The sequence below is a fragment of the Biomaibacter acetigenes genome (genome assembly GCF_003691585.1).
In the GTDB taxonomy this organism is placed as follows: domain Bacteria; phylum Bacillota; class Thermosediminibacteria; order Thermosediminibacterales; family Tepidanaerobacteraceae; genus Biomaibacter; species Biomaibacter acetigenes.
This window is the reverse complement of record NZ_CP033169.1, coordinates 2198374-2220807: the sequence shown is the minus strand read 5'-3', so window position 1 is coordinate 2220807 and position 22434 is coordinate 2198374. Positions and strand designations below refer to the sequence as shown.

Below are 22434 nucleotides of genomic sequence, written 5' to 3'. Positions count from 1 at the left end.
GAATAATAATTAATTAAGTTAAAAAATATTCAGGAGGGGATTGGTTATGGCAACACTTAATAAAGAATTATTAAAAAGTGGCTTCAAGTTTCCGGAAGATTTACAGGTACAGGAGTTTCCCGAAAACCTGCCGGAAAGGGTGATCCAGTTCGGCGAAGGCAATTTTTTGAGGGCATTTGTGGACTGGATGTTCCATCAGATGAACAAAAATAAATTGTTCAACGGGCGCATTGTAGTTGTTCAGCCCATAGCCGAAGGTTTGGTTCCCAGGATAAATGAGCAGGATGGCCTCTACACCTTGATTTTGAGGGGTTTAAAGGATGGTAAGCCCACAGAGCTTAAGGAGATAATCAGCTCAGTAAGCAGAGGAATCAATCCGTATAAGGACTGGGATGCATACCTTAAATGTGCCGAAGATCCACATATAGAATTTGTAATTTCCAATACTACCGAGGCCGGTATCGCCTATGAAAAAAACGATAGCCTGGAAAACAAGCCACCGGTGTCCTATCCGGGCAAGCTCACGGCATACCTTTACCACAGGTTCCGGCATTTCAACGGAGATGCTGCCAGGGGCATGGTAATAATTCCCTGCGAGCTTATCGACAGGAATGGCGATAACCTGAAGAGGATTGTCCTCCAGCTTTCTGACGACTGGAACCTTCCGGAAGAATTTAAGAAATGGGTAAAGGAACACAACATCTTTTTAAATACTCTTGTTGATAGAGTTGTTACCGGGTATCCCAGGGATGAAATAAAAGACATCCTGGCAAAACTGGGCTATGAGGATGAGCTGGTTGATACAGGAGAATTGTTCCACCTGTGGGTAATTGAGGGACCAAAGGAACTTTCCGAAAGGTTGCCCTTTACAAAAGTGGGCCTTAATGTTATATGGACCGATGACATGACGCCTTACCGGACCAGGAAAGTGCGTATTTTAAACGGCGCCCATACCTCTTCGGTGCCGGCCGCATTCCTGTATGGTCTTGAGACAGTAGGCGAGATGATGGACCATGAAGTCATGGGCAAATATACAAGGCAAATCATATATGATGAAATAATCCCGTCTATAGACCTTGATAAGGGAATGCTTACAGAATTTGCCGATTCAGTGGTAGAGCGCTTCCAGAACCCATATATAAAGCATTACCTTATAAGCATTCTCCTGAATTCATCTTCTAAGTTCAAGACAAGGGTTTTGCCTTCTATACTTGAATATAAAAAGCTCAATGGTAAACTCCCGGAAAAGCTCACCTTCTCCATGGCTGCTTTGATTGCAGTATATAAAGACGGCCATGTGGAGGGCAGCGCCATGAAGACCATGAGGGAAAAGGGCGAATTCACCATGAAGGATGACCTCCCGGCTCTGGAGTTTTTTGAAAATGTATGGGAATCATTTGACGGCAGCAAAGAATCCGCCGCCAAAGTGGCTGAAAGGGTTCTAGCCAATACTGCCATGTGGGGCGAAGATTTAAACAACGTAGAAGGCCTGGCGGAAAAAGTAGGGGATTATCTATATCAGATTACAAAAGACGGTATAAAAGCGACGGTAGAAAAACTTATCTAACAACCGCACTAATAACCGTACCGGGAGACGGTTCTTCGGAACATTCTGATTCAAGTCAAGAACCGTCCCCAACTTTCCTTAAGAGGAGGGATTTTATGCCGCTATTAAAGATTCATGAAAGGGACAATGTGGCGGTGGCCATCGATGATATAAAAAAAGGGGAAGTCCTAAAAGTAGAAGCTTCCAGCATCACAGCCATTGAGGATATAGATAAAGGGCACAAGATAGCCATAAAAGACATAAAAAAGGGGGAAAATGTCATAAAGTACGGTTTTCCCATAGGCCATGCCATATCCGACATAAAGGCCGGACAATGGGTTCACTCCCATAACATAAAGACAAATCTAGGTGAGATCCTTGATTATGAATACCATCCGGAGTTAAAACAGCATGAGCCGGTAAAATGTGATAAGACATTTCAGGGTTATCGCAGAAAAGACGGTAGGGTGGGAGTAAGAAACGAAATCTGGATAATCCCCACCGTGAGCTGTGTCAATAGGGCTGCCCAGCTCATAGCAAGACAAGCCATGGAAGAACTTGCAAGCGCCAAGAATATCGACGGCATATATGAGTTTACACATCCCTACGGCTGCTCGCAGCTGGGTCAAGACCAATTAAATACCCAGAAGATCCTGGCGGATCTGGTGAACCACCCTAATGCCGGAGGAGTACTGGTACTGGGCCTGGGTTGTGAGAACAACAACATTGCGGAGTTTAAAAAAGTACTTGGGGAATATGATCCCCAGCGAGTGAGATTTTTAGTCGCTCAGGAAGTTGAAGATGAGATACAGGAAGGTTTAAAGCTTATCAAAGAACTGGTGGAATATGCTTCACAATTTAAAAGAGAAGAGGTACCCGTATCGGAACTTACCGTGGGATTAAAATGCGGAGGGTCCGACGGCTTTTCAGGCATTACCGCCAATCCTCTGGTGGGGAGCTTTTCTGATAAGCTTATATCCTGTGGCGGGAGCACCGTTTTGACGGAAGTGCCTGAGATGTTCGGAGCCGAGACCATCCTCATGAATAGGGCCAAAAATCAGGAAATCTTTGAAAAGACAGTAAAGCTCATCAATGACTTTAAAGAATATTTCATGGGATATAACCAGCCCATATATGAAAATCCTTCTCCGGGCAATAAAAAAGGCGGCATTACTACCCTGGAGGAAAAATCCCTGGGATGCACCCAGAAGGGCGGCACCAGCAATGTGGTGGATGTGCTGGAATATGCCGAAACCATAAAACAAAAGGGATTAAACCTTTTGAGCGCACCAGGCAACGACATGGTAGCTTCTACTGCGCTGGCGGCATCGGGATGCCAGATTATCCTTTTTACCACCGGCAGAGGGACTCCGCTGGGGACTGCGGTTCCAACAGTAAAAATCGCCACCAACAGCGATATTTTCAAGAGGAAATCCAACTGGATGGATTTTGATGCTGGAAGGTTGCTGAACGGAGAGTCCATGGAAAAACTTACTGATGAGCTCATGGATAGCGTTTTAAAAGTGGCTTCCGGTATGGCCACAAAGTCAGAAAACATGGGCTTTAGAGAAATAGCCATATTTAAAAACGGGGTAACCTTGTAAATGTAAGAGGGGGAATTAGTTTGCAGGAAGGTTGGAAGGCATTTTGTAAAAAAGTGATTTCCGGGGAAATGAACATTGAAGCTGCCAGAAGGGAAGCTTCCAAATATTTTCATGCCTATGGGGTCTATCCGGAATCCATAAATTTATTAAAGGGTTGCATCTTTTTCATGACAAAAGATGCCGGGGAAAAGAAAATGGTAATAATTGTAGATGACCTTACCGATGAAGTTAAAAAACTTACTGAAGATTTCCAGGGGGAAACTGAATCTATCGAAGAGAAAATGGTAAAACTTTTACCTTTGAGCCATCACAATGCCAAAGCTTCACGGAAATGGTTTCCCTTTACATCACCGGTGGCCTTCGGTAAAGGTTGCATGAGCATGGGGTTGGGGGATAGATTGGGCCTTGCTTCACCGGGGCATCTGCGTCTTATAAAAAAGACAAAGATAAGGCCGGTGCTGGCCCAGCAGTCTATCCGGGAGCTGAATCTTACAGAAAGGACTTATGAAGATGTGCTGGATGCCGCATCCTGGGCCGTGTTTCAGGAAGGTTACCGGCTGGGCTTCGGAGCCGATGGGGACCATCTAAAGACCGAGGATGAAGTAAAAATGGCCCTGGACCTCGGATTTTCCATGATAACCCTCGACTGTTCGGAAATGATAAACAATGATGTGCCGGCCATGTCTGATGAAGATGTTGAAAAGGGATATAATAGCCTTGAACCGGATTATATAAAAAGAATCGAGCAAGATTACCTTGACAGTGAGTTTTACGTGAAGGATGTTATATCGGGAGATATCAAGATCGCATTTGATGGAGGAAATTTAAAAAGGATTGTTTTAATATACGGCAAAGCCCTGGATTTTATAAACCATATCTACCATGATATTATAAAACCCGCAGGAAGAAAAGTGGACTTTGAGGTTTCCATCGATGAAACCATGACGCCTACAACACCCCAGGCCCATTTCTTTGTGGCTTCGGAGCTTAAAAAAAAGGGGGTCGATGTGACCAGCCTTGCTCCACGGTTCTGCGGCGAGTTTCAGAAGGCTATAGATTACATTGGAGACATTGAACAGTTCGAGAGGGAATTCAAGGTCCATGCAGCCATTGCAGACCTCTTTGGCTATCGTTTGAGCATTCACTCCGGCAGCGACAAATTCAAGGTATTTCCCATTATAGGCAAATACACAAAAGGACGGGTTCACGTAAAGACCGCCGGCACCAATTGGCTGGAGGCATTAAAGGTAATCGCCCATAAAAAGCCCGACCTCTTCAGAAAGATATATATCTTTGCTCTGGAGCATTTTCATGAGGCTACCAGATATTATCATGTCACCACAAACCTTGCAAATGTGCCGGATATAAGCACCATGAGCGATGAAGACTTGTCTCATGTGCTCATTCAGGACGATGCCCGCCAGGTACTCCATATAACATATGGATTGATTTTAACGGCAAAAAATGAGGATGGGAAGTACCTCCTCAAAGATGATATTTACAGCACGTTGAATGAACATGAGGAAGAATACTACAAAGCATTGGAGGAGCATATCGGCAAACACCTGAAGTTGCTGCAGGCTTCCGTTTGATATTTACTTAAAAAATGAAAAATAAACTGCCACCAACAAGGTTCAGCCGGATCTGACCGTAATATGTGATAAAAGCGGGCTCGGCGAAAATAATTATAAAGGTGTTCCTACACTTATTGTCGAGGTTGTGTCCCCCTCATATATGGGAATGTAAAAAAGGCCCCACATGGGGCCTTAATTATTGAGGAATAATTTCTAAAAAATTTTTTAAAAAAAACTATTTTGAAGAAGGATTTTTTAAACAAATGTAGAAATAAATAATATAGTAACCGATTACTGTAACTCTGAGGAGAATAGTGATGGCAGAGAAAAACGCTACAATTTACGATATAGCAAAGCTCGCAAAAACGTCAACAGCCACTGTCTCAAGGGTTTTAAGCAACAACGGATACCCGGTAAAAGAGGAGCTAAAGCAGAGGGTGCTGGAAGCGGCCAGAAAGTTAAACTATACTCCGAATTTGCTTGGGCGGCAGCTTAAAACCAATGAAAGTCTCGATATAGGCATTATTATCCCAAGCATTACCAATCAATTTTACCCACTGCTATTATTGGGAGTAGAGGATGTGGCCAGAAAAAAGGGTTATAACGTGCTTCTCTGTAATTCCCTTAGAAAGCCAGAAAATGAGAAAAAATATTTATCAACTCTTTTTCAAAAGCAAATTAAAGGCATCATCATTTCCTCCATTACTAAGAACCAGGACTATTTAAAACAACTCCAGCAAAAAGGCTTAAAGATAGTCGCATTTGACCAGGGGATATCCCTTGACTGCTGCAAGATAAGCTTTGACTTTTATGCCGGGGGGTATATGGCCGCAGAACACCTCATAAAACTCGGCCACAGAAAGATAGCCTTTTTAAGTGCACCTTTAACCCGGTACAGCCGAATACAGATTTATGAGGGATTTATGCAGTGCATGAAAGATAACGGTATTGAGCAAAGCCAGGATTACATTATCTTATCCGAAGATGAAGAAGAAAGTCACGACCAGGTCTACGAGTTTAAAAACGGAAAGTATCTTGTAAATAAATTGCTGGGCTCAGGAAAACCAATCCCAACGGCCATATTCTGTATTAATGACATGACGGCTTTTGGAGCTATACAGGAGCTTACAAAAAATAAAATATATGTACCCAAAGATATTTCTGTTATGGGCTTTGATAACATTCCCACCTCTGAAATGATAACTCCTTCACTTACAACCGTAGACCAGTCGGCTTACGAGATGGGAGCTCTGGCCGCCGAAATGCTCATAAACAATTTAGAAAGTTCCAGTGAAAGAAGTATAGAGATAGTATTAAAACCAAAATTGGTGGTGAGAAACTCTACTAAAAAATTGATGGCGAATGACACAAGTATATATTTTTTTCTATAATAGTAATCGGTTACTATAATTTCGTTTTTTTTGGAGGTGGTGAATAAGTAAATAAAAATTTAACAAACCTTACATTAGTTAAATTACTATAAAATAATGGGGGGTTTAACGAATGGGTTTTATAGACTACTCAGTTTTAGTGCTGTTTTTTGTAGCGATGATCATTATTGGTTTATATGTGAAGAACCTGATTAAAGGCATTGAAGACTATTTTACCGCCGGTCACAGAATGCCGTGGTGGCTGGCGGCGATTTCCCACCATATGTCGGGATACAGCGCCTTTGCTTTTATAGCCTATGCCAGTGTTGCATACAAAATAGGTTTTCCGATTTATACCCTGTGGGCGGTGACTATTGCAATAGCAATGGTTTTGGGAGCTCTTGTGTTTGCACCGCGCTGGACCAATCTTGGACTTTACAAAAAGGTTGTTACACCGCTGGAAATTATGGAGCCACGGTTCAACAATACTGTGAGGCAGGCTTTAGCATGGAGTGGAATTTCATTGAAATTTATCGATGAGGGCCTGAAACTTTATTCAATAGGCGTATTTGTTTCAGTTATGGCGGGCATTCCTCTGCAATGGAGCATTATTTTTAGTGGAATAGTGGCGCTGTTATATACGACTATAGGCGGAATCTGGGCTGATGTATTGACGGATTTCGCGCAATTCATCGTTCAGCTCGTAATAACAATTCCTCTGGCTTTTATTGTTCTGTCGAAAGTGGGCGGATGGGGAGGACTATGGCAGCAATTGCCTCCGGGACGCCTTGCAGCTTTTGGTGGAGACTATACACCTCTCTATGTGCTTATATATCTTGTTGTAGTTATTTTGAGTTATAACGGCGGAACGTGGGGTCTGGCTCAACGATTTATTTCTCTCCAGGGACCCAGGGAAGGAATGAAGGCCGCATATCTTTCCGCTGCCCTTTACCTGGTATATCCGTTGTTTATGTTTATACCAATGTGGGCGGCACCCATATTTATACCTGCAATTGACAATCCGGAACATGCATATGTACTTATGGCAAACAAGTTCCTGGCTCCAGTATTGCCCGGCGCAATGGGCTTTATGCTGGCAGCCATGTTTGCAGCGACTATGTCAATGGTGGATTCCGATTCAAACAGTGTTTCAGCGGTGTTTACAAAAGACATATACCAGCGGGTTTTTGATCCCAACGCAACCCCTGAAAAGCTCTTAAATGTCGGCAGGATAACAACGGCTGTGTTCTGTGCTTTATCGGTTATTGCCGGACTTCTAACACCGGCGATGGGAGGAGCCTTTAAGGCTATGATGACATGGTTTGCAGGATTAATGGGCCCTGTGGCCATACCGATGCTCTTCGGGTTAATATTTAAGAGAACCACATGGAAAGGCGCACTTCTGTCATGGCTGTGCGGCGTGGTGTCTTTCTTCATATTTAAATATCCCATGCACGGCTCGTGGAATCTAATTACCGGCGGTTCACTACTCATCACAGCTATCGTTTTTATAGCCGAAGGCTATATTTCCAAAATGCCGCCTGAAAAACAAGCTGAAGTGGATGAAATTTTCGAGATACTGGAAAGAAATTAATAGTCTGATGTCATGGGGCCTGTATAAGGCCTCATGCATTTTAATTAATTTTAAAGGAGGCCTTTAAATTGACAGAGACTGAATATATAAAGGATTTGACAAAGGTTTCTGTAAACGGGTATGATTTTGCAGATTATAAGCACTTATTTAAACTGGATAAAATTGTTATGAGCCACGTCAGCGTAAAGCCAGGAGAGAGTGTTCCACCTCATGTACACGACAATGAAGAGCAGACTTACTGGATAATAAAGGGAATAGGGAAGATAAGGCTTGGGAATGAGGAATACGATGTTTGCGGCGGTCAGGCAGTATATACCTCTTGGCACCGAACATACCATAAAAAATACCGGGCAAGAACCACTGGAATACGTGTTTTTTGCTGCCATCTTTTGAATTTTAAAAGAGGTGACTTAATTGCCATTGCAATTTTTCGACTCCAATTGTTCCATTGGAATGAGGAATGTTCTTTTAAAAGGTTCTTTTACCGATATAAAATCCCTTTTAAGACGTATGGAAATCTGCCGAATCCGGGAAGCCATGGTCTACCACAGCCTGGCTGAAGAGTACCATCCCAAAAAGGGAAATGAGGTGTTGATGGAGACTATAAAAGATTACAGTAATCTATATCCCGTATGGGTGGTGATGCCAAACGATACTGGCGAATTTTACGACCCGTATAATCTTATTGAACTTCTCAAGGCCAACAATGTAAAAATGGTTCGGGCCTTTCCAGCAAAAAGCGCACAAAATTACGGCCTTTTTACACAGAGAAGCAGGGCTTTACTTGCGGTGCTAAATGAACATAAGGTTCCTCTGATGTTCGGAATGGATCAAATTGACTATGATGCAGTTTCCAGTATAACATCGGAATATAAAGATATCCCCCTTATCCTTACGAATACGGGTTATAGGGCCGACCGTTATCTTTACCCCCTGCTGGATTCCTTCCAGAACATATATATTGAGACTTCAAGCTATAAAGTCCATTTCGGGATAGAGGCCCTGTGCGCCAGATTTGGGACCAGCAGGCTTATTTTCGGCAGCGGGCTCCCGGTCTACAGCGCCGGGTCTGCGGTAACCATGATTACACATTTATTACTACCGGATGAGGATAAAAAGAAAATCGCCGGAGACAATCTAAGGCACCTGCTGGGGGGTGTAATCTATGATTGATAAGGGGTTTCATGAAATTAGAGAAACATTATCAAGAGGGGAACCTCTTAAAAAATTCACAATTATTGACTGTCATGCTCATCTTGGCCAGTGGTTTAACTTTCATATTCCCGAATATGATGAAAAATCTTTAATTAAAAGTATGGATATCCTGGGTATCGATAAGATGTGCATTTCCGCATTGCTGTCCATCGGACCTGATTTTTTATACGGCAACGAATGGGTCCATAAAGTGGTAAAACAATATCCCGACAGATTTTTCGGCTATATTGGCGTAAATCCCAATTATCCCGAGTTAATAGAATCAGAGATAGAAAAACACTGGGAAAGAGGCAGGATGTCGGCGATAAAGATCCATCCGGAAACTCATGATTATCCCCCGGATGGTATGGAATACCACAGGGTTTATGAAATTTTACAGGAACGAAGAGGGCTCTTGCTTTCCCATGTTTGGGGCATAGATAATGTTAAGGTTTTTGGAAAACTCGCCAAACAATATGACAGCGTTACTTTTATACTGGGGCATTCAGGAGGGGTGCCGAAAGCCATATATGAAGCTATTAAAGTCGCCAGTGAATGTAATAATGTTTACCTTGACCTCACAGGTTCTTTTCATTATGAGGGTATTGTGGAGCTCATGGTAAGGGAAGTGGGAGCAGACAGGGTTTTGTTTGGTACCGATGCCCCTTTTTTAGATTCGAGGCCCGCCGTGGGCCGGGTAGGTTATGCGGAAATTTCGGAAGAAGATAAAGCTAAGATTTTAGGACTCAACATGAAAAAGATTCTGGATTCTTTAATATAAAATAGATTTATAAGAAAATCAATTTTTACTGAGGAGGAGTGGCAAAGGTGGAAAAGAAGGCCAGCGCCGTAGATAAATATTATAGCCGGGTTACGGAATATATTAGTAAGATATACACCGAGGAGAGGCAGAACATAGAAAAGGCGGCAGACCTTATGACGGAGCAGATCGCCCAAAACAAAGTCATACACGCCATTGGTCCCGGAGCTCATTCCAGGATAGGGGTTGAAGATTTGTTCTTTAGGGCGGGGGGACTGGTTCCCATAAACGCCATTCTGGAGTTTTCCATGGATCAGGGAGCTTTAAGATCCATGCTCCTGGAGAGGGTACCGGGAATAGCGACAGCCCTTTTAGATTACTATAAGGTGAAAAAAGATGATTTGCTTATATTGATAAACGCCTATGGCATTAACGCTGCAACCATTGAAACAGCCCTTGAATGCAAAAAACGCGGTACAAAAATCATCGCCGTCACATCTCCGGTCAATGCCAGGGCTATTCCGGAAAATCACCCGGCACGGCATCCCTCCGGTAAAAATCTGTGCGATCTGGAACCTGACGTTATGATAGATTGCAAGATGCCGGTAGGTGATGCGGTAGTAGAGCTGGAGGGGCTGGATGTGAAAGTGGGCCCCATAACCACGGTAGTCATATCATATATAGTAAATACCATGGTCTGCCGCACCGTTGAAAAATTAATCGAAAAAGGTATAGAGCCCCCGGTAATTGTCAGCGTAAATACTCCCGATGCCGGGAGGAGAAATCAGCGCTACTTTGAAGAATACTACAATGTCCTGAAAAGATTGTAAGGTTTTATCTTTACAGTTTAAAAAACAAGCATTATTATTTATAAGGAGAGATGGAAGATGAGTAGACAAACGGAGTTCTATTTGAAAAAAGTAATAGCTTTGTTCTCCGCTATTGAGGGTGAAAATAAAGATGCAATTGACAGAGCTTCAGATATAATGGTAGAAGCCATAGAAAAAGACCGGTTGATTCACGTGATAGGCCCCGGAGGACATTCCAATATTGGAGCCGAGGAGATGTTTTACAGGGCAGGCGGTCTTGTGCCTGTAAACCCTATACTTGACCAGGGAACTGCGCTGATCTGTGGAGCTTTTCGTTCAACTGTTATTGAAAGAACCCCCGGTTATGGCAAAGCGGTGCTCGATAGCTACGGAGTGGGCAGCGGTGAGCCTATTGTAATAATCAATGCTTACGGAATTAACTCGATGTGCATCGACGTAGCCCTTGAAGCAAAGAAGAGGGGAATGAAAACCATTGGCGTCACATCGAAAAGTTATGCCGATACCGTAGCGAAAGACCACCCTGCCCGACATCCCAGCGGTAAGAACCTGTATGAAATAGTTGATGTTTTTGTAGACAGCCACCTGCCCCTGGGCGACGCTGTTGTTGAATTTGAAAATTTTGGGGAAAAAGTAGCGCCCACATCAACTCTGGTTAACAGTTTTACGGTAAATCTACTGGTCATTGAAACCGTAAGAAAATTGCTGGAAAAAGGCATTAACCCGCCGGTCTGGCGCAGCGCCAATATGCCCGGCGGAGATGAAGCAAATAAAAAGTATTTTCAAAAATATATGGGAAGAATTAAACATTTAAGATAGTTAAATAGAAAGGCATGACCATGAACTATAACGGCTTGCTAGAATCCATTGCGACAATAATCATACTTACGGGAATTGGCTTTTTGGCGGCAAGGTTTGGAATAATTAAGGAAAATGATACAAAAGCCTTTTCCAATCTGATTTTTTATATAACCTCCCCGGCTCTTATACTTTCCAGCATCACAGGATATTTTACCCGGGAGACGGTTCTGTCATCTCTCGCTGTTCCTCAGTTTGCCGTACTCATGACTCTCCTTTCGATAATTGCGGCATATGCAGTTGGAAAGATAATTAAAGTTGAAGATCAAACGCAACTTGATATTTTTTATATGACCGTTTCCTTCTGCAATACTGTGTATATAGGACTGCCTATTGTTACATCCATATACGGTGAAAGCGCGGCCGGTTTTGTGTTTTTCTATGACCTGGGTTCGGGGATGGTACTCTGGACGTTGGGGATGGAACTTGCCTGTAAGGGCTGCCCCACAGGTGAATGTAAAAAATCGCAGGAGGCTGGAAACTTCTTAAAAGGATGTTTTTTCACACCGGGTCGCTTTTTAAAGAACCTCATCAACCCACCCCTGGCAGCCCTGGTCCTGGCCGTTTTTATGGTCATGCTGGAAATTCCCATGCCGGACATAATAAGCAGAACGGCAAAGACTGTAGGGGATATCACCATCCCCCTTTCCATGTTGTTTATAGGTTTGTCCGTAGGCCATTCTTGTATTTCAAGGGAAATATTCGATACCCTGGTAATATGGGCGGCCTTTATCAGACTTATAATCTCTCCCATCCTGGTAGGAGGAATCGCATATTTTGCGCCAATTTCTTTAATACTCAAAAAGGTAATTACTGTTGAGGCCGCAATGCCGGTCATGATGTTTACAGCCATTCTGGCCAATAAATACAATAAACATCCGGAGTTTGCGGCAAAAACGGTTTTGATAACCACAATTCTTTCCATGATTACAATTCCGGCGGTAGTTTATGTGCTGGAGCTGATATATTAGATTGAGAAATTCCTTGAAATGTTGGAGGCATGAATGATGAGCAAAATCACCACTTTCAAATCAGACAATCTGTTGATTAATATATATAATAATCGCAAAGAAATGGGGTACGCCGCCGCCAGAGATATCGCTTCTAAAATAAAAGAACTTTTATCCCATAAGGATGAAATAAACATGGTATTTGCAGCGGCGCCGTCCCAGGACGAGTTTTTGGAAGAACTGACAAAAATCCAGGGCATACAATGGCACAGGATAAATGCCTTCCACCTGGATGAATACATCGGCCTTCCGGAGGACGCGCCTCAAAGGTTTGGCAGATATTTATATGAGAGGATTTTTTCCAAAGTGCCTTTTAAAACCGTAAATTACTTGAACGGCAATGCAGAAGATATCAAGACAGAATGTGAGCGCTATGGGAAACTCATAAAAGATAACCCTATAGATATCGCCTGCATAGGCATAGGCGAAAACGGCCATATCGCTTTCAACGACCCGCATGTGGCGGATTTTCACGATAGACTTACAGTAAAAAAGGTCAACCTTGACATGAAATGCCGGCTGCAGCAGGTCCACGACGGCTGTTTTACAAAACTTGAAGATGTGCCGGAATATGCCCTCACCATGACGGTGCCGGCCATATTTTCAGCCGAATTTATATTCTGTATTGTGCCGGGAAAAAACAAAGCCGTAGCGGTAAAATCCGCAGTTGAAAGCCCGATATCGGAAAAATGCCCCGCATCTATTTTGAGAAAACACTCCAACGCCGTGCTGTACCTGGATGAAGATTCGGCATCCGATTTAAATATTGTCGGAAATTGACTTGTGTTTTATGAGGTGATGGCTATGAAATTGCTTATTAAAAAAGGTAATATCCTTACCCCCTTCCGTGAGATCACGGGCGGTGGGCTACTGATAAAAGGTGGCGTAATATCCGAAGTGCTTGAAACGGAGCAAGACATGTGCAAAGCGGAATCAAATCTGATGGCGGCCCAGGAAGACAGTAAAATCATCGATGCCGGTGGAAACTACATCGCTCCCGGCTTTATAGACATCCACACCCACGGTGCCGGCGGGCATGATTTTATGGATGGCACTGTGGAAGCCATCCTGGAAGCCGCCAGAGCCCATATGCGGCACGGTACCACTTCTCTGGTGCCCACCACTTTGACCAGCTCGCTTGAAGATCTGTTTAAAACACTGGACAATTTTAAAAAAGCCGGGGAATACCAGGACGGTCCGGAGCTGCTGGGTATCCACCTGGAAGGTCCCTATTTTTCCATGGAACAGCGAGGCGCCCAGGACCCCAGATTCATTAAAAACCCCGACAGAGAAGAATACATGAAAATCCTTGATTACTCAAAAGATATCATCCGCTGGACCGTGGCGCCGGAACTGGAAGGGGCTCTGGCAATGGGAAGGGAGCTCAAAAACCGGGGCGTGCTCCCATCAATAGGGCACAGCAACGCCATCTACGAGGATGTTCAAAGAGCGTTCGAAAACGGTTTTACGCATGTGACCCACCTGTATTCCGGTATGTCAATGGTACGAAGAATTAACGCTTACCGCTATGCCGGGGTGGTGGAAAGCGCTTTTTTGATCGACGATATGACCGTGGAGATAATAGCCGACGGTAAACATCTACCACAGAGTCTTCTTAAACTCATATACAAGATAAAAGGTCCCGACAGAATATGTCTCGTCACCGACTCCATGAGGGCCGCGGGCATGCCCGACGGCGAATATATTCTCGGAAGCTTAAAGAGCGGTCAAGAGGCCATAGTCGAAGAAGGGGTGGCCAAGCTCCCGGACCGCAGCGCCTTTGCAGGCAGCGTGGCCACCGCCGACAGGCTTGTAAAGACAATGGTGGAAATAGCCTGTGTCCCTCTCATCGACGCCGTAAGAATGATGACCAGTACCCCCGCACGGATTATCGGCGTGGCCGACCGCAAAGGGGCCCTCGTCCCCGGAAAGGATGCGGATATTATAGTCTTCGACGAAAGGATAAATATTAAAACCGTCATAACGAGGGGAACCGTCAGATTTCAGTTACCAGAATAAATCGTTTTCATCACTTCATCATCTTAAAAAAATAAAGCCCCTGTCGGGGGCTTCCTTTTTTATGCCAGCATAACTCTGTCTTCTACGAACTTTTCACCCTGGAGCTGTTCAAATTTGTTCAACAGGCGTGGAATGGTCATGGTAGCCTTCTCTTCGCCCTTTATATCCATAACAATCCTGCCTTTGTGCATCATGATAAGGCGATTGCCCATTTTTATGGCGTGTTCAAGATTGTGGGTCACCATGATGGTGGTGATGCTATTCTTTTTGATGATCTCTTCGGTCAGCTCATTTACCAGCATGGCGGTCTTGGGATCCAGTGCTGCGGTATGTTCATCCAGAAGCAAAAGCTTCGGTTTTTTCATGGTGGCCATGATTAAAGTAAGAGCCTGTCGCTGGCCGCCGGATAAAAGCCTTACCTTTGTGGTCAATCTTTTTTCAAGGCCCAAAGGGATATCAGAAAGGTATTTTTTAAAAGTCTTTCGTTTATTAAAGTCCAGGCCCCACCGCAGGGAAATATTATTGGCCCTGGAAAAGGCCAGAGAAAGATTTTCTTCGATGGTCATGGAAGGAGAGGTGCCCAGCATAGGGTCCTGGAAAACACGGCCAATAAAGGCCGCCCGCCGGTATTCCGCCAGGTTTGTGATATCGTTGCCGTCCAGGTAAATTCTTCCGCTATCCACCGGAAAAACCCCTGCTATAGCGTTTAACATAGTGGATTTGCCTGCACCGTTGCTGCCGATGACTGTTATAAAATCCCCATCTTCCACTTTCAATGAAAGATCGTTAAAAACCTGATTTTCATTCGGAGTGCCAGGATTGAAAGTTTTTGAGAGATGCTCAAGGACCAGCATAAAAATCACTCCTTTTCCGAAGAAATCTTAATTCCTTTAAACGATTTTTTAAATCGTGGGGCAGTAAGAGCCACAATCACTACCAGAGCGGTTAAAAGTTTTAAGTCTGAAGCCTGGGCAAGCCTAAATGATAGCACCAGTGAAATGCTGAACCTGTATAAAAACGAGCCGAACAATACTCCCAAAGTGCTGATGAAAATTGACTTTTCTCCCAGCAAAGCGTCGCCGATGATAACTGAAGCAAGGCCTGCTATGATGGTCCCGATACCCATGCCCACATCGGCAAAGCCCTGATATTGGGCTACAAGGGCTCCTGCCAGAGATATCATAGCATTGGAAAGAGATAAACCGATAATCTTCGTCAGATCCGTGTTTACTCCCTGACTTCGTATCATCTGAGGGTTATCACCCGTAGCCCGTAAGGCAAAACCCAGCTGGGTTTTTAAAAAAGCATCCAGTAGTAATTTTATAATAAGAACGATGACGACAAACAGGATAAGGTACATATATTGTACCGGAAAGCCGGGAAATATTTTTTTAGCGGCATCCTGAATTATAGAAAAAATTGTAGGTTGATTTAGTAGAGGAATATTAGGACGCCCCATAATCCTCAAATTGATGGAATACAGTGATGTCATGGTAAGAATGCCGGCAAGTAAGTCACTAATTTTAGCAGAGGTGTTTAAAATTCCCGTGATATAGCCTGCCAGAGATCCCGCCAGGATTGCCGAAAGAGTAGCAGTAAAGGGGCTGTGGCCGCCCACGATAAGTGAAGCGGCCACAGCAGCTCCCAGGGGAAAACTTCCGTCCACTGTTAAATCTGCGAAATTTAAGATTTTAAAAGTAATGTACACTCCCAGGGCCATGATGCCGAAAACCAGGCCCTGTTCTATGGATTTTAAAAGCATGGTCTGCCACATTAATTTGAACACCTCAAAATGTCAAAATGGAATTCATTATTTTTCCACAATCTCATCAGCTTTTGACATCAATGCTTCAGGAATCTTTATCCCTAAAGTATCAGCGGATTTTTTGTTGATGATCAATTTTAAGTCCTTGGAACCTTCAATGGCAATATCCGCAGGTTTTTCACCCTTTAAAACCCTGGCCGCGACTTTTCCGGTCTGTTTACCTAAAAGGTAATAATCAATGCCCAGAGTGGCCAGAGCTCCGCCGTCTACCATACCTCTTTCGGCAGCGATGACGGGAATTTTGGCATCATTACAAACTTTCACAACGGCACCAATGGAAGAGGCTATGGTGTTGTCTGTAGGTGCATAGATAGCGTCTACTTTGCCCGCGATAGATTGTACCGCCTGATTTACTTCACTGCTGTTGGCGACAGTAGCTTCATGGATGGTTAGGCCTAACTCTCCTGCAGCCTTTTTCGCTATATCTACCTGAACCTTGGAGTTCGCTTCGGCTGCATTATAAAGGATGCCTACATTTTTGGCATTAGGAAGGATTTGTTTTAATAGTTCAAGCTGTTCCTTTATGGGATTCATGTCTGTGGTCCCGGTCACATTGGTTTCAGGTTTTTCAAGGCTCCTCGCAAGTCCTGCTGAAACCGGATCAGTCACTGCCGTAATCAGTATCGGAATATCTTTAGTAGCATTAGCCGCCGACTGCGCTGAAGGTGTGGCAATGGCTAATATCATGTCTACTTTTTCACCCACAAACTTGCTTGCTATGGTTTGAGTCGTGGGGAAATCGGCCTGGGCATTTTCCACTTCAAAGGTGACATTTTTACCCTCTTCAAAACCGGCTTCCTTGAGCCCATCGATAAAACCCTTGCGGGCGGCATCCAGGGCCGGATGTTCCACGAATTGCGAGATACCTATTTTGAATACCTTATCTCCGGATTGAGATTTATCCGAAGAAGACCCGGAATTTGAAGAGGCTTGAGATTGACCCGAACTGGAAGAGTTTGTGTTGGAATCTGTGCTTGCGGCTTTTTGACCACATCCGGCCAGAAGCAAGGCGGCAATGAGAAGTAAACAAACTGTTGCGGCTAAAACTTTTTTCAAAATAAAAACCCCCTTTTTACTTTCGGTTAGCATGGGGGAGGAAAATAAAAAAACACTCTGGAAAGTGTTAAAACAACTCTCCTACCATACTACCGTGCTACATAATTTTATTTTTTATAATTATACAATTATATATGTAAGACTGTCAACCTGATTTTGAATTTGATTTATTGCCTTCTTAAAGCTTCAATAGGGGGAACTGTTGAAGCGATTAAAGCGGGATAGATCCCGAACAAAAGACCCGAAGTCAATGCCACTACTACGGCTATTTTGATGGCTTGAAAACTTATGGCGGTATCAAAACCGTAACGAGCAAAGACATTCAATCCCCATATACCTCCTGCGGTGCCGGCGATGGCTCCGATGGCGCTGACATACAGGGCTTCCAGCAAAAACTGGATCAAAAGGTCGCTTTGTTTTGCACCGATAGCCCTTCTTACGCCGATTTCCTCGGTCCTTTCAGTGACCGACACCAGCATGATGTTCATTATCCCAAGGCCTCCAACCAATAGGGATACCGCTGCAATACCCCCGAGGAGCAATGTCATAATCCGATTGGCCTGATCCGCTTCTTCCACCAGTTGGTTTAAATTGGTTATGGTTATTAAATCTTCTCCACCGGGAATAACAGGTTTTTGAGACTGGCCTTCTCCAGGAGGAGACATACCGGGCCCCGCCATCCGGATCATTCTTGCTTTTGAAGGCATCATGGGCCCGCCATAGACCGGATTACCCTCGGCGCTCTCGCCTTCCTCGCCTCCGATGATGCCTGGGGTTGGAGCACTTTGATCAAGACCGAGTTTGCGCTTATATATTCTTCCCAATTGCACCACTGCAAGGTCTGCATCCTGGGTAGAGTTAGCCTTGCCCCAGATTTCCCCTACTTTCTTTTTACCTGCGATCTTGAGGGCAGTGGTGTACGGAATTACGATCTTGTCATCGATGTCTTCAGCTTTTCCGGGGCCTTTGGGTGCTAGAACTCCGATGATCCTGAAAGTCTCGCCGTTCAGGGTAAAGGTCTGGCCCACGGGGTTCCGGCCCCCCAGCAAGCCATAACCCATGTTATAACCCAGCACCGCCACCGGTGAGCGCTGTAACACATGCCATTTTGTAAAGAAATGTCCCGATGCCAGTGCATGGTCTCTTATAAGGGGAAATTCATTGTTTACCCCAATGATATTAACGGTTCCTCTGGCCCTGCGCCAGCGCATTACTGCTTTGGTATTTACCACAGGCGTGGCCATTTCTAGACCTTCGACCCGTTCCACTAAATCCTCCGCCTCTTCGGGTTTAAACTCCACCGAAGGATCGTTGGCCTTTATGGCTATGACATTGGAACCAAGGCTTTTGAACTGGGCCACTACCGCCTGGCGGGCACCCTCACCTATTCCCATAAGGCTGACCACCGATGTCACGCCTATGGCGACCCCAAGTATGGTAAGGGCAGAGCGCATGGGATGGGCCAGGACCCCGTGCCATGCCATTTTTGCGGCGAAAAGGAAACGGATGAAGAAGGAGTAGAAGTGATTCTTTTGGATCATTTTTTACCCCCCTCAATTGCCAACCGGAGCTTTGGGGTTTTCTGAGTCCGGGGTTTCATTTTGCCCGTTTTTGCCATCATTCTTTTTGTTGTCAGGCAGCAAACTATCTTTAGAGCCGATGTGCTGACTTGGGAGAACATCGGCACTGCTTCCGGTTATTACCAGATCCCCTTCATTTAAGCCGCTCTGGACTTCCGCTACCCGGTCGTTCATCAGTCCCAGTTTTACGGTAACGACCTTTGTGGTGCCATCTTTGTTCAAAATTTCTACTTTTGGCGTTTTATCCTCTTCAAAAATGGCTTCCAGCGGCACCAGCAGCACATTTTTGGCACTGCCGGCATCTATATAGGCATGAGCCTGCATACCGGGGCGTAGTTTGGGACCGCCCTTGACGCGAATATCCACGCCAAACTGCGGTATTCCGTTTACATCCTGGCCCATGGTGGCCACCTGCATGACTTCACCTTCGAAAGTCTCACCGGGAAGGGCATCCAGGGTTATCTTGACAGGGGCTCCCTGTTTTACCATCAGTACATCTACATCATCTACCTGGACCCACATTCCCATATCGGATGTATTGAAAATATATCCCATCCATTCTCCGGGCCTCACCGTTTCACCAACCTGTTTTTCCCATCGGGCGATGACACCATCCATAGAGGCCCGGATCTCCAATTGGCCAACTCTAGATATAAGATTTGCCAGCTCTGCTTCTTTTTCTCTTATCTTATCCAGTTTTTCCTGGATGGTCTGTTCGATATCGGAACCCGACAGAGAAATCAAGGGATCTCCCTTTTTAACCAGATCCATTTCACGCACGTGCACCGTGGAGGCAATGGCTTCGGCAGTGGATAAAACCTTTTCTTCTTTTGCAAAACCATCGATTTTGGCATTGTTGACAAACCACTGAACCTTTGTATCATCGTTGTCCGGTGACGGTATCCCAAGGCTTACCTCCAGGCCGGGGCGCACCAGGCCTGGGTTCTTACCTTCTACAGTAATCCAGTAGACAAACCCCCTGGCGGGATTTTGTTCATCGCCATCGGGAATAGGATTCGGATTGACTTCGGTTATGTATCCATCATATATTCCATCGAAGACAGCAAACCTTACGGCCAGCCTCTGGCCTTTTTTAACCCGTTCAAATTCATGGGAGTAAAGCTTTGCATTTATCTTAAAATGGGAGTCATCCACTATCCTGACCACTATCTGGCCCTGCTTCACCTCGGTGCCTTCCTTTACGCTGAGATCTGTAACCCTGCCGTCTATGGGAGCCCGGAGCGTAACACCGCTGGCGGGATTTATCTCATACAACCTGTCCGGTGACAAACCCGTAAGGTCTGCCAGAAAATTTTTGTTGGTCCGAATTTCGCTTTCCAGATTATCTATTTGCGTTTGAAGATTGGGAGCCTCAAGTTTTGCTATAACCTGGCCCCGTTTTACTTCCTTGCCTTCCTCTACGAGATATTCACTGATAATGTACTGAATATTCTCCGCAAATGACTCCCGAAAGCCCGGAGCCTGTATGCCGCCGCTTCTCGACGGATTTAAAGGACCGGTAGCATCAACCCCTACCGAAATATCTCCTCTTGTCACAGGCTTCGTGGAATAGACGGGGCCTTGAGTTTCCTGCTTTGGAGGCGGCACCAGCTCCCTGTATGCATAAAAGCCTCCACCAAATACAATGGCTATTATGAGAAAAATCATGAGAATCCGCTGTGTCATTTAAAAGACCTCCTAAAATGTGATAATTTATTGTAAATACTTACGTTTCTTAAGTTGGGGCATCGTTTTACCGCTATCTTCCCACTTCTTCAATACGGTCTATTTCGCCATCAAGCAGATGAAAAATCCGTTGTCCGTACCTTGCGATGTTTTCTTCATGAGTTACCTGCACTATGGTTATCCCCAGTTCTCTGTTCAATTTTTGAAATATGGCCATTATGTTTTCTCCGGTTTTGGAATCCAGAGCTCCGGTAGGCTCATCTGCCAGAAGGACCCGCGGCTGTCCCACTATGGCCCTGGCTATGGCCACCCTCTGCTGTTCGCCTCCCGAAAGCTGGGAAGGCAGGTGGTGGCCCCTTTCGCCCAACCCTACGGACTCCAGAGCTTTTATAGCCCTCCTCTGGCGTTCACGGCCTCCCATGCCGCGGTATATGAGGGGAAGCTCCACATTGGCCTGGGCATCAAGGTCCGGCAGCAAGTGAAAGCTCTGAAATACAAAGCCTATGAGCTGATTGCGGATATCCGCCAGCCGGCTGTCGTTCATTTTTTCAATCCTGGTTCCGGCTATTTCATATGTACCTGATGTGGGCCTGTCAAGACAGCCGATGATATTCAGCAGTGTAGACTTCCCCGACCCCGAAGGTCCCATGATGGATATAAAATCCCCTTCCTCTATCTTGAGGTTTATATCCTTTAGGGCTTCTATACGGATTTGACCATTTTTATAGATACGAGTGATTTGTGTTAACTCCAGCAGCGACAAATCATAACCCCCTTTGCAGATTATTCCAGATATATAGACGTAAAAAAATATAAAAAAGTTCCATCTTTTTTTAAAAAATATATATAGTTATACGGCTCTTAAAATCGGCGACGATTTTCGTTATCCACAATACTGGTTTACAAAATATAATTCGTTCAAGATTTGAAAATATCCTTTAAAAACGCAAGGACATGGAAATATATTTTTTATTTTGTTATAATGATAAATCGGAAATGGTTTTTTATGACGACACCGAAAGGAGTAGGAATATGTTTGATCTGGACACTTGCGTGGCTTTTATTACAAACAAAGCATCAAAAATGATGGCCGATGCCTTCAATGAAAGATTAATGCTTCACGGTATAACCCGAGTGCAGTGGATTGCTTTATATTATCTGGGCAAATACGAGGGAATTAATCAAAAAGAACTGGCTGAAAAAATGAATATAAAAAGCTCTACAGTGGCAAGGCTTCTGGATAGAATGGAAAAAGACGGATTGGTAAAAAGACAAGAGAATCCGGAGGATCGAAGAGTAACCAAGATCAGGCTTACTGAAAAAGGCAAAGAATTGAGAGAAAAGTTCCTTCCGGAAGGGGAAAAGATGAGTGAGATTTTTTCTAGAGGTTTGACCGATGAAGAATTGGAGGTATTTACGAGAGTTTTAAAAAAAATGGTAGATAACATAAGTTAAATAGAGAAATTTAGCACAAATAATGTGAAAATCCTCATAAGCACTATTGAATTATACGGCAATAGTTGCTATACTAATAATTAGCATAGCAACAAAAATATAAAAGGGGGATGTTTTTTATGACAAAAAATCCAAGGGAACTGCTCAATGAATTCATGGGGGGCCTGCAGGAGGTTTCAAAGACCAATGGAGAACAAGTCAAGGCTTTCATGAATCTTCTAGGGGCTGCATACAAGCCCGGTGCAGTGGATACAAAAACAAAAGAACTCATGAGCGTCGCCATTGCAGCTTACAACAGGTGCGAGTACTGCATAGTATTTCATGTCTACAAAGCTCTTGAAGCCGGCGCCACTCGAGAAGAAATCATGGAAGCGGCCATGGTGGCGGTGGCCTTTGGCGGCGGCCCATCCATGGCTTACAGTGTATCATTGTTAAAAGCATCAATAGATGAATTTGAATCGGATTTCAAAAAATGA

Annotated in this window: 21 protein-coding genes and 1 pseudogene; 16 read left to right on the top strand and 6 right to left on the bottom strand. The window is 44.4% G+C overall.

What is annotated here, in order from left to right; translation table 11 throughout:
* Positions 1-46 precede the first annotated feature (46 nt).
* The 14 genes and pseudogenes from D2962_RS11355 to nagA all read left to right on the top strand — a co-directional run bounded on the left by D2962_RS11355 (position 47) and on the right by nagA (position 14356).
* Positions 47-1567 (top strand): tagaturonate reductase, encoded by a 1521-nt coding sequence (locus D2962_RS11355; RefSeq protein ID WP_122015032.1) that lies wholly within the window; start codon positions 47-49, stop codon positions 1565-1567.
* A 95-nt stretch (positions 1568-1662) separates the two neighbouring features.
* Positions 1663-3150 (top strand): UxaA family hydrolase, encoded by a 1488-nt coding sequence (locus D2962_RS11350; RefSeq protein ID WP_122015031.1) that lies wholly within the window; start codon positions 1663-1665, stop codon positions 3148-3150.
* A 20-nt stretch (positions 3151-3170) separates the two neighbouring features.
* A complete protein-coding gene (locus tag D2962_RS11345) occupies positions 3171-4742 on the top strand; it encodes a tagaturonate epimerase family protein (protein ID WP_245984642.1) in 1572 nt (523 codons plus the stop codon).
* A 34-nt stretch (positions 4743-4776) separates the two neighbouring features.
* Positions 4777-4881: pseudogene (locus D2962_RS19675) on the top strand (Uma2 family endonuclease); the annotation flags it as partial.
* 160 nt (positions 4882-5041) lie between these two features.
* Complete coding sequence (locus D2962_RS11335) at positions 5042-6115, top strand: LacI family DNA-binding transcriptional regulator (protein ID WP_122015030.1); 1074 nt, start codon at positions 5042-5044, stop codon at positions 6113-6115.
* Positions 6116-6227: 112 nt separating this feature from the next.
* Positions 6228-7688: a sodium:solute symporter family protein gene (locus tag D2962_RS11330; protein ID WP_122015029.1), complete on the top strand. Its 1461-nt coding sequence runs from the start codon at positions 6228-6230 to the stop codon at positions 7686-7688.
* Positions 7689-7756: 68 nt separating this feature from the next.
* Positions 7757-8248 (top strand): cupin domain-containing protein, encoded by a 492-nt coding sequence (locus D2962_RS11325; RefSeq protein WP_122015028.1) that lies wholly within the window; start codon positions 7757-7759, stop codon positions 8246-8248.
* Positions 8199-8861: an amidohydrolase family protein gene (locus tag D2962_RS11320; protein ID WP_162991201.1), complete on the top strand. Its 663-nt coding sequence runs from the start codon at positions 8199-8201 to the stop codon at positions 8859-8861. The genes D2962_RS11325 and D2962_RS11320 overlap by 50 nt, the downstream gene beginning before the upstream one ends.
* Positions 8854-9663, top strand: coding sequence for an amidohydrolase family protein (locus D2962_RS11315; RefSeq protein ID WP_120766235.1), 810 nt, complete (start codon positions 8854-8856; stop codon positions 9661-9663). Before D2962_RS11320 ends, D2962_RS11315 begins: the two co-directional genes overlap by 8 nt.
* A gap of 38 nt (positions 9664-9701) precedes the next feature.
* The gene (locus D2962_RS11310; protein ID WP_120766236.1) at positions 9702-10472 is read left to right on the top strand and encodes a sugar isomerase domain-containing protein; all 771 of its coding nucleotides are present in this window, start codon (positions 9702-9704) and stop codon (positions 10470-10472) included.
* 57 nt (positions 10473-10529) lie between these two features.
* Complete coding sequence (locus D2962_RS11305) at positions 10530-11288, top strand: sugar isomerase domain-containing protein (RefSeq protein ID WP_120766237.1); 759 nt, start codon at positions 10530-10532, stop codon at positions 11286-11288.
* A gap of 20 nt (positions 11289-11308) precedes the next feature.
* Positions 11309-12298 (top strand): AEC family transporter, encoded by a 990-nt coding sequence (locus D2962_RS11300; RefSeq protein WP_162991200.1) that lies wholly within the window; start codon positions 11309-11311, stop codon positions 12296-12298.
* A 36-nt stretch (positions 12299-12334) separates the two neighbouring features.
* Positions 12335-13117, top strand: a complete 783-nt coding sequence (locus D2962_RS11295) for a glucosamine-6-phosphate deaminase (protein WP_425456624.1) — start codon at positions 12335-12337, stop codon at positions 13115-13117.
* A 24-nt stretch (positions 13118-13141) separates the two neighbouring features.
* Positions 13142-14356 (top strand): N-acetylglucosamine-6-phosphate deacetylase, encoded by a 1215-nt coding sequence (gene nagA, locus D2962_RS11290; RefSeq protein WP_122015026.1) that lies wholly within the window; start codon positions 13142-13144, stop codon positions 14354-14356.
* 59 nt (positions 14357-14415) lie between these two features.
* Here nagA and D2962_RS11285 read toward each other — a convergent pair whose 3' ends face one another.
* The 6 genes from D2962_RS11285 to D2962_RS11260 form a co-directional block, all read right to left on the bottom strand.
* Positions 14416-15210, bottom strand: a complete 795-nt coding sequence (locus D2962_RS11285; protein ID WP_122015025.1) for an ABC transporter ATP-binding protein — start codon at positions 15208-15210, stop codon at positions 14416-14418.
* Positions 15211-15215: 5 nt separating this feature from the next.
* Positions 15216-16130 (bottom strand): ABC transporter permease, encoded by a 915-nt coding sequence (locus D2962_RS11280; RefSeq protein WP_122015024.1) that lies wholly within the window; start codon positions 16128-16130, stop codon positions 15216-15218.
* 36 nt (positions 16131-16166) lie between these two features.
* The gene (locus D2962_RS11275) at positions 16167-17237 is read right to left on the bottom strand and encodes an ABC transporter substrate-binding protein (protein ID WP_120766243.1); all 1071 of its coding nucleotides are present in this window, start codon (positions 17235-17237) and stop codon (positions 16167-16169) included.
* Between the two features lie 167 nt (positions 17238-17404).
* The gene (locus tag D2962_RS11270) at positions 17405-18778 is read right to left on the bottom strand and encodes an ABC transporter permease (RefSeq protein WP_122015023.1); all 1374 of its coding nucleotides are present in this window, start codon (positions 18776-18778) and stop codon (positions 17405-17407) included.
* Between the two features lie 12 nt (positions 18779-18790).
* Entirely contained in the window at positions 18791-20503 is a 1713-nt protein-coding gene (locus D2962_RS11265) for an efflux RND transporter periplasmic adaptor subunit (protein WP_122015022.1), read from the bottom strand.
* A 73-nt stretch (positions 20504-20576) separates the two neighbouring features.
* On the bottom strand, positions 20577-21266 hold the full coding sequence (locus tag D2962_RS11260; protein WP_122015021.1) for an ABC transporter ATP-binding protein: 690 nt from the start codon (positions 21264-21266) through the stop codon (positions 20577-20579).
* Between the two features lie 269 nt (positions 21267-21535).
* Here D2962_RS11260 and D2962_RS11255 point away from each other — a divergent pair, with 269 nt between their 5' ends.
* Both D2962_RS11255 and D2962_RS11250 read left to right on the top strand, forming a co-directional pair.
* Positions 21536-21958 (top strand): MarR family winged helix-turn-helix transcriptional regulator, encoded by a 423-nt coding sequence (locus D2962_RS11255; protein ID WP_122015020.1) that lies wholly within the window; start codon positions 21536-21538, stop codon positions 21956-21958.
* Positions 21959-22077: 119 nt separating this feature from the next.
* Positions 22078-22434: a carboxymuconolactone decarboxylase family protein gene (locus tag D2962_RS11250; protein WP_120766248.1), complete on the top strand. Its 357-nt coding sequence runs from the start codon at positions 22078-22080 to the stop codon at positions 22432-22434.

Coding starts and splice junctions, on each gene's coding strand:
- D2962_RS11355 (WP_122015032.1), top strand. CDS start 47: ATGGCAACACTTAATAAAGAATTATTAAAAAGTGGCTTCAAGTTTCCG.
- D2962_RS11350 (WP_122015031.1), top strand. CDS start 1,663: ATGCCGCTATTAAAGATTCATGAAAGGGACAATGTGGCGGTGGCCATC.
- D2962_RS11335 (WP_122015030.1), top strand. CDS start 5,042: ATGGCAGAGAAAAACGCTACAATTTACGATATAGCAAAGCTCGCAAAA.
- D2962_RS11330 (WP_122015029.1), top strand. CDS start 6,228: ATGGGTTTTATAGACTACTCAGTTTTAGTGCTGTTTTTTGTAGCGATG.
- D2962_RS11320 (WP_162991201.1), top strand. CDS start 8,199: ATGGAAATCTGCCGAATCCGGGAAGCCATGGTCTACCACAGCCTGGCT.
- D2962_RS11315 (WP_120766235.1), top strand. CDS start 8,854: ATGATTGATAAGGGGTTTCATGAAATTAGAGAAACATTATCAAGAGGG.
- D2962_RS11305 (WP_120766237.1), top strand. CDS start 10,530: ATGAGTAGACAAACGGAGTTCTATTTGAAAAAAGTAATAGCTTTGTTC.
- D2962_RS11300 (WP_162991200.1), top strand. CDS start 11,309: ATGAACTATAACGGCTTGCTAGAATCCATTGCGACAATAATCATACTT.
- D2962_RS11295 (WP_425456624.1), top strand. CDS start 12,335: ATGAGCAAAATCACCACTTTCAAATCAGACAATCTGTTGATTAATATA.
- nagA (WP_122015026.1), top strand. CDS start 13,142: ATGAAATTGCTTATTAAAAAAGGTAATATCCTTACCCCCTTCCGTGAG.
- D2962_RS11285 (WP_122015025.1), bottom strand. CDS start 15,210: ATGCTGGTCCTTGAGCATCTCTCAAAAACTTTCAATCCTGGCACTCCG.
- D2962_RS11280 (WP_122015024.1), bottom strand. CDS start 16,130: ATGTGGCAGACCATGCTTTTAAAATCCATAGAACAGGGCCTGGTTTTC.
- D2962_RS11270 (WP_122015023.1), bottom strand. CDS start 18,778: ATGATCCAAAAGAATCACTTCTACTCCTTCTTCATCCGTTTCCTTTTC.
- D2962_RS11265 (WP_122015022.1), bottom strand. CDS start 20,503: ATGACACAGCGGATTCTCATGATTTTTCTCATAATAGCCATTGTATTT.
- D2962_RS11255 (WP_122015020.1), top strand. CDS start 21,536: ATGTTTGATCTGGACACTTGCGTGGCTTTTATTACAAACAAAGCATCA.
- D2962_RS11250 (WP_120766248.1), top strand. CDS start 22,078: ATGACAAAAAATCCAAGGGAACTGCTCAATGAATTCATGGGGGGCCTG.